This window comes from Microbacterium sp. CH12i (assembly GCF_000685355.1).
Classification (GTDB): Bacteria; Actinomycetota; Actinomycetes; order Actinomycetales; family Microbacteriaceae; genus Microbacterium.
In genome coordinates this window covers 350,561-370,160 of sequence record NZ_JHET01000007.1, presented here as the reverse complement: position 1 = coordinate 370,160, position 19,600 = coordinate 350,561, and the positions used below count along the sequence as shown (strand labels likewise).

General features: G+C 62.8%; 20 protein-coding genes, 2 tRNA genes and 1 pseudogene. 16 read left to right on the top strand and 7 right to left on the bottom strand.

Features of this window, described 5'->3' with window-relative positions; translation table 11 throughout:
- Positions 1–6 precede the first annotated feature (6 nt).
- The 4 genes from DC31_RS10250 to DC31_RS10235 all read left to right on the top strand — a co-directional run bounded on the left by DC31_RS10250 (position 7) and on the right by DC31_RS10235 (position 2,411).
- Positions 7–255, top strand: a complete 249-nt coding sequence (locus DC31_RS10250) for a hypothetical protein (RefSeq protein ID WP_160173220.1) — start codon at positions 7–9, stop codon at positions 253–255.
- Positions 252–692 carry a hypothetical protein gene (locus DC31_RS10245; RefSeq protein ID WP_036279554.1) on the top strand — a complete coding sequence of 147 codons (441 nt, stop codon included), beginning with the start codon at positions 252–254 and terminating at the stop codon, positions 690–692. The genes DC31_RS10250 and DC31_RS10245 overlap by 4 nt, the downstream gene beginning before the upstream one ends.
- A gap of 35 nt (positions 693–727) precedes the next feature.
- Positions 728–2,233: a glutamate--tRNA ligase gene (gltX, locus tag DC31_RS10240; protein WP_036279551.1), complete on the top strand. Its 1,506-nt coding sequence runs from the start codon at positions 728–730 to the stop codon at positions 2,231–2,233.
- A 103-nt stretch (positions 2,234–2,336) separates the two neighbouring features.
- Positions 2,337–2,411, top strand: a tRNA-Gln gene (locus DC31_RS10235).
- Between the two features lie 68 nt (positions 2,412–2,479).
- Here DC31_RS10235 and DC31_RS10230 read toward each other — a convergent pair.
- Together DC31_RS10230 and DC31_RS10225 are read right to left on the bottom strand one after the other, a co-directional pair.
- Positions 2,480–3,337 carry a M23 family metallopeptidase gene (locus DC31_RS10230; RefSeq protein WP_235201430.1) on the bottom strand — a complete coding sequence of 286 codons (858 nt, stop codon included), beginning with the start codon at positions 3,335–3,337 and terminating at the stop codon, positions 2,480–2,482.
- 284 nt (positions 3,338–3,621) lie between these two features.
- Positions 3,622–3,825 (bottom strand): cold-shock protein, encoded by a 204-nt coding sequence (locus DC31_RS10225; protein ID WP_036279545.1) that lies wholly within the window; start codon positions 3,823–3,825, stop codon positions 3,622–3,624.
- A gap of 295 nt (positions 3,826–4,120) precedes the next feature.
- Here DC31_RS10225 and pepN point away from each other — a divergent pair, with 295 nt between their 5' ends.
- Together pepN and DC31_RS20540 are read left to right on the top strand one after the other, a co-directional pair.
- Positions 4,121–5,569, top strand: a complete 1,449-nt coding sequence (gene pepN, locus DC31_RS20545; RefSeq protein ID WP_442921884.1) for an aminopeptidase N — start codon at positions 4,121–4,123, stop codon at positions 5,567–5,569.
- Complete coding sequence (locus DC31_RS20540; protein WP_442921883.1) at positions 5,508–6,611, top strand: ERAP1-like C-terminal domain-containing protein; 1,104 nt, start codon at positions 5,508–5,510, stop codon at positions 6,609–6,611. Before pepN ends, DC31_RS20540 begins: the two co-directional genes overlap by 62 nt.
- Before the next feature lie 27 nt (positions 6,612–6,638).
- Here the strand turns inward: DC31_RS20540 and DC31_RS10215 are convergent, their stop codons facing one another.
- Positions 6,639–7,277 (bottom strand): MBL fold metallo-hydrolase, encoded by a 639-nt coding sequence (locus DC31_RS10215; protein ID WP_036279542.1) that lies wholly within the window; start codon positions 7,275–7,277, stop codon positions 6,639–6,641.
- A gap of 151 nt (positions 7,278–7,428) precedes the next feature.
- Between DC31_RS10215 and DC31_RS10210 the strand changes: the two genes are divergently transcribed.
- Positions 7,429–7,501: transfer RNA gene (locus DC31_RS10210), tRNA-Glu, on the top strand.
- 143 nt (positions 7,502–7,644) lie between these two features.
- The gene (locus DC31_RS10205) at positions 7,645–8,079 is read left to right on the top strand and encodes a hypothetical protein (protein ID WP_036279538.1); all 435 of its coding nucleotides are present in this window, start codon (positions 7,645–7,647) and stop codon (positions 8,077–8,079) included.
- Here DC31_RS10205 and DC31_RS10200 read toward each other — a convergent pair.
- Together DC31_RS10200 and DC31_RS10195 are read right to left on the bottom strand one after the other, a co-directional pair.
- Positions 8,076–9,137 carry a DUF4349 domain-containing protein gene (locus tag DC31_RS10200; RefSeq protein ID WP_051606708.1) on the bottom strand — a complete coding sequence of 354 codons (1,062 nt, stop codon included), beginning with the start codon at positions 9,135–9,137 and terminating at the stop codon, positions 8,076–8,078. The genes DC31_RS10205 and DC31_RS10200 overlap by 4 nt on opposite strands.
- Positions 9,134–9,691: an RNA polymerase sigma factor gene (locus DC31_RS10195; protein ID WP_036279535.1), complete on the bottom strand. Its 558-nt coding sequence runs from the start codon at positions 9,689–9,691 to the stop codon at positions 9,134–9,136. The genes DC31_RS10200 and DC31_RS10195 overlap by 4 nt, the downstream gene beginning before the upstream one ends.
- A 246-nt stretch (positions 9,692–9,937) precedes the next feature.
- On the opposite strand from DC31_RS10195, the gene DC31_RS10190 reads away from it, so the two are divergent.
- From DC31_RS10190 to DC31_RS10160, 7 genes and pseudogenes are all read left to right on the top strand, one after another.
- Positions 9,938–10,930, top strand: coding sequence for a TerC/Alx family metal homeostasis membrane protein (locus tag DC31_RS10190; protein WP_036279533.1), 993 nt, complete (start codon positions 9,938–9,940; stop codon positions 10,928–10,930).
- Positions 10,931–11,098: 168 nt separating this feature from the next.
- Entirely contained in the window at positions 11,099–12,559 is a 1,461-nt protein-coding gene (gene leuC, locus DC31_RS10185; RefSeq protein ID WP_036279530.1) for a 3-isopropylmalate dehydratase large subunit, read from the top strand.
- 2 nt (positions 12,560–12,561) lie between these two features.
- Positions 12,562–13,158: a 3-isopropylmalate dehydratase small subunit gene (leuD, locus tag DC31_RS10180; protein WP_036279527.1), complete on the top strand. Its 597-nt coding sequence runs from the start codon at positions 12,562–12,564 to the stop codon at positions 13,156–13,158.
- A gap of 81 nt (positions 13,159–13,239) precedes the next feature.
- A pseudogene (murA, locus tag DC31_RS10175) lies at positions 13,240–14,600 on the top strand (UDP-N-acetylglucosamine 1-carboxyvinyltransferase).
- A 5-nt stretch (positions 14,601–14,605) separates the two neighbouring features.
- Positions 14,606–15,361, top strand: coding sequence for a lysophospholipid acyltransferase family protein (locus tag DC31_RS10170; RefSeq protein WP_036279879.1), 756 nt, complete (start codon positions 14,606–14,608; stop codon positions 15,359–15,361).
- Positions 15,351–16,484, top strand: a complete 1,134-nt coding sequence (locus DC31_RS10165) for an NAD(P)H-dependent glycerol-3-phosphate dehydrogenase (RefSeq protein ID WP_036279524.1) — start codon at positions 15,351–15,353, stop codon at positions 16,482–16,484. Before DC31_RS10170 ends, DC31_RS10165 begins: the two co-directional genes overlap by 11 nt.
- Positions 16,390–17,472 carry a D-alanine--D-alanine ligase family protein gene (locus DC31_RS10160; RefSeq protein WP_036279521.1) on the top strand — a complete coding sequence of 361 codons (1,083 nt, stop codon included), beginning with the start codon at positions 16,390–16,392 and terminating at the stop codon, positions 17,470–17,472. Before DC31_RS10165 ends, DC31_RS10160 begins: the two co-directional genes overlap by 95 nt.
- 13 nt (positions 17,473–17,485) lie before the next feature.
- On the opposite strand, the gene DC31_RS10155 is transcribed toward DC31_RS10160, so the two are convergent.
- Positions 17,486–18,001 carry a DUF3515 family protein gene (locus DC31_RS10155; RefSeq protein WP_036279518.1) on the bottom strand — a complete coding sequence of 172 codons (516 nt, stop codon included), beginning with the start codon at positions 17,999–18,001 and terminating at the stop codon, positions 17,486–17,488.
- 23 nt (positions 18,002–18,024) lie between these two features.
- On the opposite strand from DC31_RS10155, the gene thiL reads away from it, so the two are divergent.
- The gene (gene thiL, locus DC31_RS10150; RefSeq protein ID WP_036279515.1) at positions 18,025–19,020 is read left to right on the top strand and encodes a thiamine-phosphate kinase; all 996 of its coding nucleotides are present in this window, start codon (positions 18,025–18,027) and stop codon (positions 19,018–19,020) included.
- Here the strand turns inward: thiL and rsmD are convergent.
- On the bottom strand, positions 18,990–19,568 hold the full coding sequence (gene rsmD, locus DC31_RS10145) for a 16S rRNA (guanine(966)-N(2))-methyltransferase RsmD (RefSeq protein ID WP_036279512.1): 579 nt from the start codon (positions 19,566–19,568) through the stop codon (positions 18,990–18,992). The genes thiL and rsmD overlap by 31 nt on opposite strands.
- Positions 19,569–19,600 lie beyond the last annotated feature (32 nt).

Sequence of the window (19,600 nt, the reverse complement as noted above, 5' to 3'; positions counted from 1 at the left end):
GCGGGCGTGGCCGCCCTCGAGCAGAGCAACGCTGTCATGCCGTTCTTGTACCAGGCATCCGAGCTGACGACTGACGCGATCATTCCGCTCACTGACCTCGCTACTTCCTCGAGCATGGACGGTGGCGAAGTATGGACGGCGACCCTGGTGTATCCGGCAGGCGCCGTACCACTCGGACCGACCACGAGCCTTCAGCTGCTCACGAGCGATAACTCTGGGTGGCGTCTTACGGATATTCCCGTCGACTTCCGGTGAGCGCGAAACGGCGCCGGCGGCAGCCCTCCTTGCAGGCAGAGGAGGCCGCGCAGCGGCGGAAGCAGCGATGGGAAGTTGTACGTCTCATCGTGTTTGGGACGCTCTTTGTCGCGGCGGGCATGATGATCTGCATCTTTGGTGGCGCCTTGCTGGGAATCGTGGGCATCATTTTCGGTGTGATGAGCGTGTTGACTGGAGTTGTCATTGCGATCGGCGGCGACTCGCCAGCGGGTCGCGTCCTGACGATCGTTAGCTGCCTCGCGTTCGCGGTCGTGGGTGCCCTCATGATCGTGCTCTCATTCGTTGATCCGGAACCGATGGGGCGTCGAGGCCCAGTATCGGGCGTCGTCATCGGGCTACTGGCTCTCGGGTTCTTCGGACTCGGGGCAGTCTTCCTCATCAGCCAAGAAGTCAGACGCCGCCGCCGCCGTGACTGAACTCGCCCCCGACTCCCGCGTAGGATTGAGGGGATATGGCTACTCCTCACGCTCTCACCACGACCGCCAGCGGTGCCGACGTTCGCGTCCGCTTCTGCCCGTCTCCGACTGGTCTGCCGCACGTCGGCCTGATCCGCACCGCGCTGTTCAACTGGGCCTACGCGCGCCATAACGGTGGCAAGCTCGTGTTCCGCATCGAGGACACCGATTCCGCGCGCGACAGCGAAGAGAGCTACCAGCAGCTGCTCGACGCGCTGCGCTGGATGAAGATCGACTGGGACGAGGGCGTCGAGGTCGGCGGTCCGCACGCCCCATACCGCCAGTCCGAGCGCCACGACATCTATCGCGGTGTCATCGACAAGCTTCTCGCGACCGGTGCGCTCTACGAGAGCTTTTCGGATGCCGCAGAGATCGACGCCCGCAACGAGGCAAATGGTCGTGCGAAGCAGCTCGGCTACGACAACTTCGATCGCGATCTGACCCAGGAGCAGAAGGCTGAGTTCCGCGCAGCAGGCCGCCAGCCCGCATTGCGCTTGCGTGTGCCGGACGAGGACCTCACTTATGTCGACCTGATCCGCGGCGAGGTTACGTTCCCTGCAGGATCCTTCCCCGACTTCGTGGTTGTGCGCCCGAATGGCGTGCCGTTGTACACGTTCGTCAATCCGGTCGATGATGCACTCATGGGTATCACCCACGTGCTGCGCGGCGAAGACCTGATGCCGTCGACGGCGCGGCAGCTCGCGCTGTACGCCGCTCTGATTGACGCCGATGTCACGACGTTCGTGCCGCGATTCGCGCACATGCCGCTGGTGCTGGGCGAGACGGGTAACAAGAAGCTCTCGAAGCGTGACCCGCAGGCAGATCTGTTCTTGCACCGCGAGCGCGGCTTCATCCACGAGGGGCTGCTGAACTACCTGGCGCTGCTTGGCTGGTCGATTGCTCCTGACCGCGACGTCTTCTCGCTGGAAGAATTCATCGCCGCGTTCGACATCGAAAACGTGAACCCGAACCCGGCACGCTTCGATCAGAAGAAGGCCGAATCCATCAACGGCGATCACATCAGGATGCTGGGGGAGAAGGACTTCGCTGAGCGAACGATCCCGTACCTCGCTGCGGCTGGTCTCTTCGACGAGCCGACCCATGAACAGCTCGTACTCGCATTCCGCGCCGCGCCATTGGTGCAAGAGCGCGTGCAGGTGCTCGGTGAGGTACCCGGCATGATGGGCTTCCTGTTCAAGGAAGACATCTCGTACGACGCCGACGCGCTGAAGGGGCTCCCCGCCAACGCTGCCGACGTGCTGGAGGCGTGCATTGCTGCCCTTGAGCCGGTGACGGAGTTCACGCCCGAGAAGATTCAGGATGCTTTGGCCACCGCACTGGTCGAGAAGCTTGAACTGAAGCCTCGTGTTGCGTACGGCCCGCCGCGCGTCGCGATCACAGGGCGTCGCGTGTCGCCGCCGCTGTTCGAGTCGATGGAGCTGCTCGGCAAGGATGAGTCGCTCCGACGCCTCGCCGCGCTGGTGGAGCACCTGCGCGGTTAGCGAGAGCCGACGCGCCCGGCGGCTCAGCCAGCGTGGCGCGTTTTGGCCGGATCCACGAAGTCGGGTAGAGTAGTTTCTCGGTGCGAGGCTCTGGTTTCGCCCTTGGGGTATGGTGTAATTGGCAACACGGCGGTTTCTGGTACCGTTGTTCTTGGTTCGAGTCCAGGTACCCCAGCCAAAGAAAAACCCCCGCTCAGGCGGGGTTTTTGGTTTCTATGCACTGTTGCCACTGAGTGGCAGGTTGCTTCAGCTCACATGCGTCTTGAGCCACGGCATGGGGTCCACCGGCGTGCTGTTGATGTGCACCTCGAAGTGCAGGCAGGAGCCGAACACATACCCGGTGGAGCCGACGTCGCCAATGTACTGGCCGGCCTCGACGCAATCGCCGACCTGCACCGCGCGCGATCCGTAGTTCATGTGCGAGTAGACCGTGCTCACGGACTCGCCGTCGACGATGCTCTCGATCTGAATCGTCACGCCGTAGCCTTCGAAGCTTTCGGTGGAACGGGACACGCAGCCCGTCATCGCCGCGTTGATCGGAGCGCCAACAGGTGCGGCGAAGTCCTGGCCGAGGTGAGACCGCCCCGGTCGTGACGCGCCGAAGCCGTCGGTGAACGAGTACGCGCCACTCGCCATAGGCATCACGACTCGATCGGCGATGGGGATGTCCACGGCACTCGCGAGCGGCATCCCTGCAGAAAGTGCGGCACTGATCGCCTGCGAGCGAGTGTCCTCGATCTCGGCAGGAGTGGTCGCTGAGTAGCTCCCGCGCGGAGCGATCTCGGCGCGGATCTCATCCGTAGCGCTGTAAGACTGCGCGGAGTCCGCAACCGCAGCGGTGACGCTGACCGTAGCTGCAACAGAATCGCCACCCGAATTGAGCACGGGCAGCGCGACACCAGCAATCATCACGCCGACGGCGAGCGTGGCGCCCAGCGCTTTCGACTTTGCCCACGGACGCGGCTTCCCGCGCACAGGACGGCGAGGCGGGGCTGCCTGCGACGGTGCTCGCCGCGGCGCGTCCTTCGTCTCCGGCCGCTCGGCATGCGAGGGCTCCGGCCGCTGGGCGCGAGGGGCCTCGGGGCTCGGGATGGGCGGAGTCACCCGACTACGCAGGTCTCGCCGTAGCTGGGGGCGAGATGCGTTCGGGGTATTTTCTGGAACTGCCGAGGCGGATTCGGGCGCGCTCTCGGGTGGCACTGAAGTCGTGAGGGATCCTTCCGGAGGAGCAGTTCTGCTCGTCGACGATCTCTTCGGGTGAGACCGTTACCGATCTGTAATTTACGTGACGTATGGCCATGGCGTCAAATCGAGCGCACGCACCACGTAAAAATGCCGAGGCCCGACCCCGCAGTGCGGGGTCGGGCCTTCGGGCGTTCTGGGTTAGTTCAGAGCGCGTTGATGTTCGTCGCCTGGGGACCCTTGGGGCCCTGCTCCGTGTCGAACTCGACCTTCTGTGCTTCCTCGAGGTTGCGGTGTCCGCTGCCCTGGATCGCGCTGAAGTGCGCGAAGACATCTGCAGATCCGTCATCGGGAGCAATGAAGCCGTAGCCCTTGTCGGAGTTGAACCATTTGACAGTACCAGTGGCCATGCTGTGTTTCCTTTGTGTTCGTGGGCCGAGCTTCGACCCGTAATGCCTCGACGATGTTCGGCTCGGCAGATTGTGGGGCTCTCAGTGTGGCGGCGAAACTCGCGGCGCAACATGTCTGAGTGCGTGAGGTAGACGGATGAAATGTGATCGAGTGGCCACCGTGCCTTGTAGGGCAGTCGGACCGATGAACAGTCGGAGATTCCGAAGGTCATCGTGAGGTTGTTGTTCAATGTTAGCCCATTTGCGGCCAAACGTGGTTATCAGTACTTCTTTTGTTACATGAAACGATGGAGTCATGAGTTCAGCGAACCTGACTAGAGAAGAGACAGCCGCGCGATCTGCGAGCGTGACAGTGCGTAAGGTGCATGTGGAACTCGACCTCCGCGACGCGCCAAATTCACAGCAGCTCGTATTCGACACCACCACGACGCTGGTGTTCGATGCCACGGCATCCGAGACCTGGATTGACTTCATCGGCGAGTCGGTCGGCCGCCTCACCGTCAACGGTGTTGAGCGGTCCGTTGAGTACGACGGCGCGCGGGTAGAGGTCAGAGACCTCGCGGCATCCAACACGGTCATTATCGAGGGGAAGGGTGTCTACAGCCGTTCCGGCGAAGGCCTGCACCGCTTCGTCGATCCGGTCGACGGCGAGACGTACCTCTATACGCAGTATGAACCGGCTGATTCTCGCCGTGTGATGGCGTGCTTTGAGCAGCCAGATATGAAGGCGTCGTACACATTCGTCGTGCATGCCCCGGCAGGGTGGCACGTGTTGTCCAACCAGAGTGTGGCGACTCTCCGGGATCGCGATGGTGCGCAGACGGTCGAGTTCGCGCCGACGCTGCCGATGTCGAGCTACATCACCTCGGTTGCTGCCGGTCCGTACCACCGCGTTGACGCAGCATGGACTCGAGGGGAGCAGTCGGTTGCTCTCGGAGTTTTCTGTCGGCCGTCGCTTTCGGCATTCCTTGAGGAAGAGGAAATCATCGAGATCACCCGTCAGGGACTCGACTTCTTCACGGATTCCTTCGACTTTGCCTACCCGTGGGGTAAGTACGACCAGATTTTCGTTCCGGAGTACAACCTCGGTGCCATGGAAAACCCTGGCATCGTCACCTTCACCGAGGCCTACCTGTCACGTGGTGCTGCCACCGACGCGCAGCGTGGCGGCCGTGCGAACACGATCCTGCACGAGATGGCGCACATGTGGTTCGGTGACCTCGTCACCATGCGCTGGTGGGATGACCTGTGGCTTAAGGAGTCGTTCGCCGACTATATGGGCGCGCACGCCTCCGTTGCTGCAACCCGTTTCACTGACGCCTGGGTGCGCTTCGCCGCGAACCGGAAGGCTTGGGCGTACGAGCAGGATCAGCTTCCGACGACGCATCCGATCGTCGCGGACATCACCGACCTCGAAGCAGCAAAGCTGAACTTCGACGGCATCACCTATGCCAAGGGTGCCTCCGTGCTCAAGCAGCTCGTCGCTTTCGTGGGAGAGGATCAGTTCTTCGAGGCCTGCGCCGGTACTTCGCCGCACATGCCTACGGCAACACGACGCTGGAAGATCTGCTGGTGCAGCTCGAAGACGTCTCTGGGCGAGCGTCCGCGCCTGGTCGAAGGCGTGGCTGGAAACGAGTGGCGTATCGACGCTGTGGCTCGAGGACGGCGGAGATGGCCGGCGGATGCTGGTGCAGAGCGATCCGCGTCCGCATCGCTTGCGCGTCGGGCTGTACGACCTCGTTGACGGCCGGCTCTCGCAACGCGAGAAGGTTGAACTCGATATTCGGGATGCCCGCACTACCGTGAACCTTCAGGATGCCGACCTCGCGCTGCTGAACGACGACGACCTCACCTACGCCAAGTCGCGGCTAGATGAGCGTTCGCTCGCTTCGGTCGAACGAGCACTGTCATCGCTTGAACCGTTGCCGCGCGCCCTGGTGTGGTCGTCGCTGTGGAATGCCACCCGCGACGGTGAACTGTCCGTTGCGCGCTACCTGGCGATCGTCGCCGCACATGCGCCGGTGGAGGAGAATATCGGGCTACTCAGCGGTGTGCTGGCCAATGCAGCGTACGCGGTCGGGCACTTCACACCGGATGAAGACCGGTCTGCGCAGCGTACTGCGTGGCTCGATACGACCTGGAATGCGCTGACGAATGCGGAGGCTGGCAGCGATGCGCAGCTTTCCTGGGCGCGCGCCTTCGCTGCGGCATCCGCCTATGACGACTCTCGTGCCGTTCAGGTGCGGGCGATGCTTGACGGTGATGTGCCGGCGGGGCTGACTGTGGATCCTGATCTGCGCTGGACGCTGCTGTCCGCCTTGACGACCACAGGGCATGCGGCTTTTGACGATGTCGAGACTGAGCTTGAGCGTGACGACACTGCGAGTGGTCGAACGGCCGCGTTGTGTGCTCTCGCGGCGCGTCCCGTCGAGGCGGTGCGCCTGACAGCCTGGCATCAGGCCTGGGAAGACCGCGCATTGAGCAACGATCATCTCAGCGCCATCATCGCTGGAGTACGGGCAGGCGGCCGACGCGACCTCATCAGTGAGCTGGACAACGAGTACTTCGCACGGATCGCACCCGCATGGCATGACCGCAGCATTGAACTCGCACGACGGCTCGTGCTGGGGCTGTTTCCGGCATCCGATGATCTCGGGCTTGTCGATAACTGGCTTTCGTCGAACGAGGACGCGCCAGCGGCGCTACGCCGCCTCGTTATCGAGCAGCGTGATCATCTTGCGCGTGATCTTCGGGTGCGTACCGCGCAAGCGTCCCCCAGCGACTAAGAGGAGGGCGACCCTCCGCCGGGAGAATCAAAGGTCGAGCGGGTCGCCCGGGTCGAGCTCGAAGAACTCGCCTCCGTTGTGCTCGGTCGCCCATTTCAGGCGCGAGCGATGCATGTTGCGGCCAGCCACCGAAAGCGTCATATCGTGAACGCCGAACGCGCGACGCGGCTTCACGGCGAGCATGAAGTCCATCGCCTCACCGATCTTGAGCCAGGGGCCGCCTAGAGGCGCAGCGAGAGTGTTGACCTCAACGCCTTCGGGGATTGCGTATGAGTCGCCCGGATAGTAGAGCTCGTCGTTGACGAGTACTCCAACGTTTTGCACGTTCGGCACTGACGAGTGAATGACGGCGTGGTCACCGCCGAAGAAGCGCAGTGTAAAGCGGCCGGCGGTAACCGTATCGCCGGGGGCAACCACGGTAATTTCGTAGTCCGAAGCGGCCGCCGCGACGCCTGCCGGGGCGAAGATCGGGATGCCGGGTGCATCACGGAGAATTCGATCGAGGTGCTCGGGTGTCCAATGATCGGGGTGCTCGTGAGTGATCACGACGGCTACGACGCTCGAAAGATCGATCAGGGGCGTGGTGAATGACCCGGGATCGATGAGCAGGCTGTCGCCGCTCTCATCGATGCGGAGGGTGGCATGTTCGAACTTTGTGACGCGCATGAGGAGAGTCAACTCTGTCTGCGGCCGCGCGGCAAACCCGAGTTTTATAAAGACGCGCCCGGGCGGGAGCTCATCACGGCACGATTTTGCGGAGGGCAAAAACTCATGGCATACTTGAACGGTTGTCGCGGCACGGAAATGTCCGCCAGACGGCCCCATCGTATAGCGGCCTAGTACGCTGCCCTCTCACGGCGGTAACACGGGTTCGAATCCCGTTGGGGTCACACAACATCGAAAACCCCCCGGCAATCCCGGGGGTTTTCTGCATCTCAGAAGTGCTATCAGGATTCGATAGTGCTTCGGGTTGGTCAGTCGTAATGTAGACCCAGGTCAGAGACGACCACGACACAACGGCGAGGAGTATGACATGGCTGGCAAGACCGCTGGACTGTCCAAGGAAGAGCGCGACGCTGTCAAGCAGCGCGCCGCCGAACTGCGCGCAGAAGAGAAGGCGGGTAAGACCCGTGCGGCAGGGGAGCAAGCAGTCCGTGAAGCGATCGCAGCCCTGCCAGACGACGACCGCGTTCTCGCCGAGGGGATTGACCGCATCGTCTCCGAGGTGGCACCGCACCTCATTCCGAAGACGTGGTACGGCTTCCCGTCCTACGCCGATGAAAACGGCAAGGTAGTGGTGTTCTTCAAGGCCGCCTCGAAATTCACAACCCGTTACGCGACGCTCGGTTTTGAAGAATCAGCGAATCTGGATGACGGTGACCTCTGGGTGACCTCATTCGCCCTCGTTGCGTTGACTACTGAGACCGAGAAGACGATCGCCGACCACATCCGCAAGGCGGCGAGCTAGGAGTCCTTCCGACCGCGACGCCCGCGGCGGATCGCCCAGACGATAAGGACGACGACGCCCGTGACAACAAGCCAGGGGAGCAGGAATCCAAACGCGATCACCAAGGCGTTGAGCGAGACGATCAGTCCGTTCCAGCCGGCGAGCAGACCGTCACCGAATCCGGCGGGGTCAGCGGTCGTCGCACTGGCCGTCCGAGTGAGCTCTACCTGCAGCGAGGACATCGCCACCTGATCGTCGAGAGCCGCGAGCTGCTGCTCGTACGACTCCAGCTGCGCTTGACGATCGGAGAGCGCCGTTTCGGCTTCAATCAGCTCCGAGACGGTTGCCGTGTTCGACATGAGTTCGGTGAGTCGGTCGACCGATGCGCGCGTCGCGTCGACACGTGCCCGAAGATCGATCGCGGTGGAGGTCACATCCTGCTTCGATACAGAGGAGGCCAGCACCTTCCCTGAAGACGCGAGCTCCGTGATGACGTCTGGCAGGTCTGCCGAGGGTACGCGGATGCTGACCCAGCCGTATCCCGCGTCCGGCGGTGCCTGGGCAGAGGTCTGATCTTCGACGGGAGTCGTTTGAATGTTGGTGCTTTCGACATAGCCGCCATGCTCGTCGGCGAGCGCAGCGACAGCGTCAGCGGCCTCCTGAATGTTGGTGACCTGAAGAGTTGCCTGCGCGTTCTGGATGATCTCGCGGCTGAGTTCGGGGGCGATTGCCGGCACACCAGCGCTGACCTGAATGCTCGAGTCCTGGGCGCTCATGCCGGGCGCGGATTCGGAATATCCCCCGTCGATCATAGGAATTGAGGAGCCGCTCGCATCATTCATGACGCCGCCACCGCCGACAACGCCGAGGATCGGGGGAGTAATGAGCACGCCGGCCACGAACGCGGCGGCGATGCCTATTCCGGTCAGCCAACGGCGTCGCTTCGTGGGTGCGTGAGTTGTCCGTGCCGTGTGGGATGACGGCTCTCCGGCGATTTTCGCGAACACGGCATTCTCGATTCTGGTGATGCTCTCCGCCGAAAGCTCGGGGAGGGGTTCGATGGGGTTCTGGTCGTTCATGCGTCTCTCACTTCCTGGACGGTGCCGCGCAACTGCGTGCGCACCCGCGAGAGGCGGTTCCGAACAACGGCATGGCTGATTCCCAGCTCTGTCGCGGCTACGTGGTAGGCGTATCCCTCGGCAGCGCATAGCCGAAAGATTTCCTGATCCAAATCGCTCAGGGTGCCGATTTCGGCGGTGATCCTCGCAGCTAATGCCGCGGTGATGACTTGCTCTTCGACATTGACCGTGTCAGCGAGCGTCTCATCCGCGGCATCCGTTGTGTGCGCCTGATCGCGCCGCCGCTGACGTAGGCGATTTGCCGCTTGGAAGCGGCAAATCGTCGCCAACCACGGCAGGATCGATTCGCCGACCAACTCGAGCGTCGGCAGCTTCCCCCAGGCAACGACGAACGTCTCCTGGGTCACGTCCTCGGCATCCTCGGCGGTCCCGACGATTCCGTGTGCGATCCAGTAGACCGGCCGAACATGCGCGCGGTACAGCGCACGGAAGGCGCTCTCGTCACCTGCCGCGGCGCGTGCCGCCCATTCCTGGTCTTCTGATCGATCCGGCATTCTGCTCCGTTCGGTGTCTCTCATCTGAAAAGTGTCGAGCAACGCCCCATCGTCTCAGATCGGTTTGCAGCAGTACGGTACTTCCCACCAACCTCCGCTAGAATCGATCCTGCGAGAGGGAGTATCCCAAATCCGCGCGCATCGTCATCACGAGCACCATCAAAGTTGCTCCGGGCGCGCGACGCACTCAGTGCGGGGGAGAGACTTTCGGCTGGTAGTCGACCTCTCGAAAGGTGCCGTGCACCCTTGAACATCCCCGTCTGGTTCGAGATCACCTCATTGGTGGTTCTGACTGTGATTCTCATCGCGGATCTGCTCTTGATCCTGAAGCGACCGCACATCCCCTCCACTAAGGAATCCAGCCTCTGGGTCGCGTTCTATGTGACTCTCGCGCTGATCTTCGCGGCGATTCTCTTCTTCGTCGGCGACAGCAAGACTTCGCTGGACTTCCTCACCGGCTGGACCATGGAGTACAGCCTCTCAATCGACAACCTGTTCGTGTTCGTGCTGATCATGAGGCAGTTTGCTGTTCCGCGCCGCTATCAGCAGGAAGCTCTGATGGTGGGCATCATCATCGCTCTCGTGCTTCGTGCGATCTTCATCGTCATCGTCGGCGCCGCTGTCGAGCACCTCACTCCGATCTTCTACCTGTTTGGCGCGTTCCTCGTCTTCACCGCAATTCGCCAGGCGATGCCAGACAAACATGAGGAAGATCAGCAGACGGAAAGCTTCATCATCCGGCTGTTGCGCCGCGGCATTGATATCAGCGACAGTTACGACGGTTCGAAGGTCCGCACCGTCGTGAACGGCAAGAAGATCTGGACGCCGATGCTCATCGTGTTCGTGTCGCTTGGCGTCACCGACCTGATGTTTGCCGTCGACTCGATCCCCGCGATCTTCGGCGTCACGCAAGACACCTTCATAGTCTTCACCGCGAACCTGTTTGCGCTGATGGGGTTGCGTCAGTTGTATTTCCTGCTGGGAGACTTGCTCGACAAGCTGAAATACCTGCACTACGGTGTGGCATTCATCCTCGGCTTCATCGGCGTGAAGCTCATCCTGCATGCGATGCACGAAAACGAACTGCCGTTCGTCAACGGTGGGCAAAACATCCTGTGGGCACCCGATATCAACAACTGGGTCTCACTCGGTGTGATCTTCGCTTCGATGGCCGTTGCAACCATCGCGAGCCTCATCGCCTCGGCGCGGGAGAAGAAGGCGACTGCGATCGCTGAGTGATCGCGTCATCCAATAACTCGAGGGGACGAACCACTCCCGTTGCCGGTGTAAACTGACCGGCATGCGGCGAGTGGTTCTTCTCCTTATCAGCCGCGACGAGACCTCGAAATAGGCCCTTCTCGTCGCGGAGTTCAGCGTGGCCACACCGCCGAATTTGGAGAAACCGACATGACCTCAGTTGATACGTCCGATGTTTCGAGCCGTCCGCGCACGCTCGCCGAGAAGGTCTGGGATGACCACCTCGTCGTCAAGGGCACCGGTGACGAGCCTGACCTCATCTACATCGACCTGCACCTGGTGCACGAGGTGACGAGCCCGCAGGCCTTCGATGGCCTTCGCTCGGAGGGCCGGCCGCTACGGCGAGTCGATCTGACGATTGCCACGGAAGACCACAACACTCCGACTCTGGCAATCGACAAGCCGATCGCCGACCTTACCAGCCGCACCCAGATCGAGACGCTGCGCCGAAATGCCGCCGAGTTCGGCGTCCGGCTGCACTCGCTGGGCGACGCCGAGCAGGGCATTGTTCACGTCGTCGGTCCGCAGCTCGGGCTGACGATGCCCGGGATCACGGTCGTCTGCGGCGACTCGCACACCTCTACGCATGGTGCTTTCGGCGCGATGGCGTTCGGCATCGGCACCAGCGAGGTCGAGCACGTCATGGCGACGCAGACGCTTCCGCTGAAGCCGTTCAAGACGATGGCCATCACGATTGAGGGCGAGCTGCGGGAGGGTGTGACAGCGAAAGACATCATCCTCGCCGTCATCGCCAAGATCGGCACCGGCGGCGGTCAGGGGTACGTTCTGGAGTTCCGCGGCAGCGCGATCCGTGCGCTGTCGATGGAAGGTCGCATGACGATCTGCAACATGTCGATCGAGGCCGGTGCGCGAGCAGGCATGGTCGCTCCTGACGAGACGACCTTCGCGTACCTCAAGGGTCGTCCGCATGCGCCGAAGGGTCAAGACTGGGAGGATGCTGTCGCCTACTGGCGTACGCTCCCCACCGATGATGGCGCGACATTCGACGCTGAGGTTCTTGTCGATGCGAACGAGCTCGAGCCGTTCGTCACCTGGGGTACAAACCCCGGTCAGGGCAGTTCACTCTCGTCGACTGTGCCGAACCCGGCCGACATCGCCGATCCGAATGCCCGCGCGGCCGCAGAGCGCGCCTTGGAATACATGGATCTCATTCCTGGCACGCCGCTGAAGGAAGTGCCCGTTGATGCCGTGTTCATGGGCTCCTGCACGAACAGCCGCATCGAAGACCTCCGCGCGTTTGCGTCGGTTATCAGCGGTCGGAAGAAGGCAGACGGCGTTCGCGTCATGGTCGTGCCAGGATCTGCCCGAGTGCGCCTCGAGGCCGAAGCCGAAGGCATTGACAAGATTGTCACCGACTTCGGTGCGGAATGGCGATTTGCTGGGTGCTCGATGTGTCTGGGCATGAACCCTGACCAGCTGGCACCTGGTGAGCGTTGCGCATCCACATCGAACCGAAACTTCGAGGGCCGTCAGGGCAAGGGGGGTCGCACGCATCTCGTGTCCCCGCTGGTCGCTGCTGCGACCGCTGTTCGCGGCACGCTGTCCAGCCCCAGCGACCTGTCGCCGATTGAGGAACTGGTAGGAGCCTGATCATGGAGAAATTCACCACCCACACCGGGATCGCCGCCCCGCTGAAGCGCTCGAATGTCGATACCGACCAGATCATTCCCGCGGTGTTCCTCAAGCGAGTCACCAAGACCGGCTTCGAGGATGCGCTCTTTTACGCCTGGCGTCAGGACCCTGAATTCGTCCTCAACCAAGCGGCATTTCAAGGGGCATCCGTGCTCGTGGCAGGATCGGATTTCGGCACCGGCTCGAGCCGTGAGCACGCCGTCTGGGCACTTCGTGACTTCGGTTTCAACGTCGTGTTGAGTCCTCGTTTCGCCGACATCTTCCGCGGAAACTCCGGGAAGCAAGGCCTGTTGGCCGCGACTATTACTGAAGAAGATCTTGAACGGATCTGGGCGGAGATCGACGCGAACCCCGGTGCTTCGATCACTGTCGACCTTGAGGCGCGCACTGCCGTGATCGGTGATGTCCAGGCCGACATCGAGATCGACGATTACACTAGATGGCGGCTCCTCGAAGGGCTCGATGACATCGGGCTCACGCTGCGCAACGAAGACAAGATCGCGCAGTTCGAGGCCCGTCGCGAGTCGTGGCGGCCACGCACCCTCCCTGTTCTTTGAACGAGGTCGGAGAGTGGGCCAGGGGGCATTCGTCCCGGCGGCAACTGCCGCGATCCGCAGAATTGAAGTGAGGCCCATCGAATGACGACACCCCTGCACGACGTACGTCAGGACGCAATACCTTCTGGGGATGTTCTGGCGATTCGAGGCGGGCGACCGCTGCGCGGACGTGTGGATGTCAAGGGAGCCAAGAACCTCGCCACGAAGGCGATGGTGGCCTCGTTGCTGGGTGAAACTGTCAGCACCCTCCGTGATGTGCCAGAGATCAGTGATGTCGCCGTCGTGCGGTCCCTGCTTGAGGTGCACGGCGTGCGTGTCACCGAGGGCGATGAAGCTGGCTCACTCGTATTCGATCCGAGTGATGTCGAGTCGGCGCACTTTGAAGAGATCGACGCTCACGCTGGCGCGTCGCGCATTCCGATTCTGTTCTGCGGCCCGCTGCTGCACCGTCTCGGCCAGGCGTTCATCCCTGATCTTGGTGGATGCCGTATCGGCGATCGTCCTATCGATTTCCACCTCGATGCGCTGCGCAAGTTCGGTGCTGTCGTTGAGAAGCTTCCCAGCGGCATCCGTCTGTCAACACCGGGCGGACGTCTGCACGGCGCGAACATCCACCTGCCGTACCCGAGTGTTGGTGCGACCGAGCAGGTGCTGCTGACAGCCGTGCGGGCCGAAGGCGTCACCGAACTGCACAACGCCGCGATCGAGCCCGAGATCATGGATCTCATCGCCGTGCTGCAGAAGATGGGCGCGATCATCTCGTATGAGCCGAACCGCGTCATCGTCATCGAAGGCGTAGAGACGCTCCGCGGCTACGACCACCGATCGATCTTCGACCGCAACGAGGCGGCGTCTTGGGCATCCGCTGCTCTCGCGACCGACGGCGAGATCTTCGTCGGCGGTGCAAAGCAGCAGGAGATGCTGACCTTCCTCAACGTGTTCCGCAAGGCCGGTGGCTGGTTCGACATCAAAGAGGACGGCATCCTTTTCCGCCGTGAGGGCGAGATCAAGCCGGTTGTCGTCGAAACCGACGTGCACCCCGGCTTCATGACCGATTGGCAGCAGCCCCTCATCGTCGCTCTGACACAGGCCAAGGGGAGCTCGATCGTTCACGAGACGGTGTATGAGAACCGCTTCGGCTTCACCGACGCCTGGTGAAGATGGGCGCCGACATTGTGGTGCACCCGCACGGGCTGCAGGACGGTCCCCGCCGTGTTCCTCGTCGCAAGCTCGAGCAGGCCGCGGTCATCACAGGCCCGACGCCCTTGCACGCCGCCGACATCGTTGTTCCTGACCTCCGAGGCGGTTACAGCCACGTCATTGCGGCGCTCACGGCAGAAGGCGAATCCCAGGTCTCTGGCGTCGACATTCTCAGCCGTGGGTACGAGAAGTTCCTCGTGAAGCTCGCCGCGCTCGGTGCCGACTTCGACGTTGTTCGGTGACATTGATGGGCTCCCGGTCAACCGAGAAGTCCCGCCCGAGCGCGTTCTGGCCGCTCGCAGCGATTGTCGTGCCTGCCATCGGACTTCTGGCCAAGATTGAAATCCGTGGCAAAGAGAAATTGCCAGCGGAGGGGGCCTATGTGCTGGCACCGAACCACTACTCCGAGTTCGATCCGCTGATCGTCGCCGCGGCAGTCTGGCGGCTGGGTCGCGCACCGCGGTTCATGACCAAAGCGAGTCTGTTCCGCGTTCCCGTGCTGGGATGGGCGTTGCGCAAGACCGGAATGGTGCCGGTCGCGCGCGGAGCATCCGCGGTGGCCGCGAAGCAGACCATCGAGCAATCGAGAACTCTTGTAGAGCATGGTCGTGGCGTCATCGTGTACCCGGAAGGCACCCTGACTCGCGATCCTGAGCTGTGGCCGATGCGCGGGAAGTCCGGTGCCGTCCGACTCGCACTCAGCGGCGATATTCCGCTGATTCCCATGGCGCAGTGGGGCACTCAGAACATCATGGGCAGGTATCAGAAGGGTCTGAGCGTCTGGCCGCCGCGCAAGCGCGTGCAGGTGCTCATCGGAGATCCGGTCGACGTCTCCGACCTGAAGGGTCGCGCCAGCGAGCAGTCCGCGCTCAATGAGGCGACCAACCGGCTGATGAATGCGATCACCGCGTTGCTCGAGGAGTTGCGCGACGAGAAGGCACCCGTCGTCCGCTGGAAGCCGTCCGATCACGGACAGAAGGAGACCGGACGCCTTGACTCGTAAGAACATCGCACCGGGCGGTCCCCGCGTCACCGTGATCGGTGCCGGCAGTTGGGGAACCACATTCGGCAAGGTCCTCGCTGACGGCGGTGCACAGGTCACGATGTGGGCACGCCGACCCGAGCAGGCGCTCGAAATTTCGGAGGGCAAGCGCAACTCCAAGTATCTGCCTGGCATCAACCTGCCGCGCACAATGACTGCCACACACGAACTTTCCACTGCCCTCGACGGTGCCGAACAGGTGTACCTGTCGGTGCCCAGCCAGTCGCTACGCGAGAACCTCAAGGCGCTGCGCCCATTGCTCGACGACAGCGATATTCCGATCGTGAGTCTCATGAAAGGCGTCGAGCGCACCAGCGGCCTGCGAATGAGTCAGGTCATCGAGCAGGAGATGCGCTGCGATCCGATGCGCATCGCCGTGGCATCCGGGCCGAACCTCGCTCTGGAAATCGCACGGGAACAGCCGACTGCCGCAGTCGTTGCATCCCTCAGCTTGGAGACCGCCGAGACGGTCGCTCGCGCTGCCCGAAACTCCTACTTTCGCACTTTCGTGAACACCGACGTGATCGGCACCGAGTTCGGTGGAGTGCTCAAGAACCTCATCGCCGTGGCGATCGGCATCGTTGATGGCGTCGGTTACGGCGAGAACACCAAAGCGTCAATCATCACGCGAGGCCTCGTCGAGATGACTGACTTTGCTGTGGCCAACGGCGCCCAGCCCGAGACTTTGCAGGGGTTGGCCGGTCTCGGTGACCTCATCGCCACATGCCAGTCGCCGCTCAGCCGCAACAACACGGCCGGTCGACTGCTCGGTCAGGGTTACAGCTTCCAGGACGTCGTGAAGCAGATGAACCAGACGGCAGAGGGGCTGGCATCCGTTGCGCCCATTTTGCAGTTGGCTCGCGAGTCCGACGTGCACATGCCCATTGTTGAGCAGGTGAAGATGGTGCTCGATGGCTCGATGCAGCCGCGTGACATCGCACCCCACCTGACGACAGACGACGACACTCCCCAGGAGGAGAGAATCAATCATGGACAAGCAGACGGTGGTGGTGCTCTTCGGCGGGCGTTCCAGCGAACATTCCATCAGTTCCGCAACGGCGGGCGGGGTGCTGCACGCGATTGATCGGGATCGTTACGACGTGATTCCGGTGGGAATCACCCGTGCGGGTGCATTCGTCCTCGAAGAGGATCGTCCTGAAAAGTTCGCCCTGGATGCTGCGCACCTGCCGGAGGTCGTCGACAACGGCACGCGCGTGCTGTGGCCGGAACCCGGTGGCGATCGCACGCTGCGTGTGACGCAGACGGATGGCTCGGTTACTGGGTACGGCGAGATTGACGTGGTACTGCCGATCCTGCACGGCACACACGGCGAAGACGGCACGATTCAGGGATACTTCGACACGCTCGAGGTGCCGTATGTCGGCGGCGGCGTGCTCGATTCTGCGCTCTGCATGGATAAGCACTTCATGAAGGTCGTCCTGCAGGCTGCGGGTATCGCGGTCGCGCCGTCGGTAACGCTCCGTGAGCGCGCGTGGAAGCAGGATGCCGCGGCGCTCCGCTCATCGATTGAAGAGCTCGGGCTCCCGCTGTTCGTGAAGCCCGCCAGGGCCGGCTCAAGCGTCGGTGTCTCCAAGATCTCGGATCTTTCGGAATTGGATGCCGCGTTGGCTGTGGCCTTCGCCGAGGACGAGAAGGTTCTTGTCGAGACGGGCATCGTCGGTCGTGAGATCGAGGTGGCAATCCTCGATGGAGTTGACGGCATCCGCGCCTCGCTCCCGGGAGAGATCGTCCTGACGGAGCGTGGATTTTACGATTTCGAGGGCAAGTACCTCGGTGGCGACGGCGTGGATGTCGTGTGCCCAGCCGAACTCACCCCAGAGCAGACCAAGGCAATCCAGGAAGTCGGCATCCAGGCATTCGAAGCCGTCGACGGACGAGGACTCGCCAGGGTCGATATGTTCCTGACGTCAGATGGTGTGCTGGTGATCAACGAGCTCAACACGATGCCGGGCTTCACCCCGATCTCAATGTTCCCGAAGTGTTGGATCGCGTCTGGGCTGAGCTACGGCGACCTCATCACTGAGCTGGTCGAAGCGGGCCTACGCCGCTGATCCAGAGAGCTGATCAGCCTCCGAGAAGCTTCTGAGTGTCTTCGTCGAGCGCATCCGGTGCAGTGCACTTTCCCGTTGCAGGCACTGAGGTGATCGCGCCGACAAGTGCGCGGTTGCTGATCACGTCATTGGAGCTCACAGCGCCCGTATCGATGTACAACTGCACGGCAGGATCGCGGCCGTAGGTCGTCAGGCGCAGGAACGGTGTCTCGGTGGCATCGACGAGCCAGTCGATGCCTTCCAGCGTCACGCACTGCAGTTCGCTCGTGGGGGCGGGCACGGTCACTCCGCAGCGGAGGATAACGGCCGACGCCCCGCCAGAATCTCCCCATGCGCCGGTGGCCTGGGCATCTGTCCAACGGCGGTCCTTGCCTGCGACGCTCCCTGCGTTCTGCAATCCGACGGACACCTGGGCGCACAGGGGGTTGTTCGCATCCTCCGCCGGCTCCAAGTGGACGGTGCTCGCACATCCGCCAAGCAGGGTCGTTCCAAGCAGAACGACGGCGGCGACAGCGAAACGACGGAGCATGATTCCAGGCTACCTTTGTCAGCATGCCCTCCCGTTCAGCCGACGACGACCCGCGCCTGGGAGACATCTCCGAAGGCACGATTCTGCGTGCGATCCTCGCCCGTACCGCGCCCGCTTCGCACACCATCCTCGGTCCGGGTGATGATGCTGCGGTCATTTCCGCTCCGTCGGGCTCTGTGGTCGTCACGACCGACACGCTTGTGCACGGACCGGACTTCCGCCTGGCATGGTCGAGCGGATATGACCTCGGGTGGAAGGCCGCTGCCGTGAACCTCGCGGACATCGCCGCGATGGGAGCCCGTCCGACGGCCCTGGTCGTCGCTCTCGCCGTGCCGCGTGACCTGCGGCTTTCCTTCGTTGAGCAGCTCTCGGACGGCCTCCGTGCGGCGTGTGAGGCGCTGGCACCGGGCTGCTCCGTGGTCGGCGGAGACCTTACTGCCTCTGATGTACTGATGATCGCTGTTACCGCCCTCGGCGACCTCGAAGGTCGAGATGCTGTGACCAGAGCCGGCGCGAAGCCAGGAGACGTCGTCGCGATCGCCGGCGAATTGGGCCTCGCCGCGCACGGCCTGGCGGTGCTGTTCGGTCGGTTTCGTGAAGGCGATACCCCTGTGCCGATCGACACCGCCGTTCTTGAGGCAGGGGAGCGGGCGGCGCTTTCCGCACAACTGCGACCGGTACCTCCGATCGGGCTCGGAGTCATGGCATCCGTGGCCGGGGCGACGGCGATGATGGATGTGTCCGACGGTCTCGCCCTTGACGCGGGGCGTCTTGCCTCGGCATCCGGCGTCACTTTCGACTTCGAGCGCGCAGCGCTGGGTGACAATCCTGAGCGCGCCCTCGCCGGCGGCGAAGACCACGGGTTGCTCGCGACATTCCCACCGGGCGTTCTCCCGCCGGGCTTCCGGATCATCGGCACCGTGCGTGAGGCCGGGGCTGAGGGCGTGCTGTGCGATGGTGCACCCGTGGATGCAGCGGGCTGGGATCCCTACCGTGATTGGGATTCGGCCGCGGGCTGAGCCCACCAGACGGCGGTGTCGCCGTAGGACTTCTCCCGGAACACCTCGAGCCCGGCCGCTGCGACGTCAGGTGGCGTGGATCGGCGAGCCCGCTCGATCACCACGACGGCATCTTCGGACAGCAGTGGTGCCAGCGCGACCAGGTCGGCAGTCATGGCCGCGTCATCCAGACCGTACGGCGGGTCGGTGAACACAAGGTCGTATGTGCTGGTGCTGCGCTTCAAGAAGGTGAGCACCGCGGTCTCGTGCACGTGGGCGACGTCATGGCCCAACGATTTCGTGACGGTGGAGGCATTTCGACGCGCGACCGCTGCGGCGGGACGCGAACGCTCCACGAGATCAACACGCTTCGCCCCGCGGCTCAACGACTCGAGCCCGAGCGCCCCAGAGCCGGCGTAAAGGTCCAGCACGCGCGCTCCGACGATGGCGTCGGCCGACTCGAGGGAACCAAAGAGCGACTCGCGCACGCGGTCGCTGGTCGGGCGCGTACCGTTGGCCGGCACGTCCAGTCGGAGCCCACGTGCATCTCCGGCAATGATCCTCGTCACCCGATTAGCCTATGTGTCCGAAGCGTTCTCTA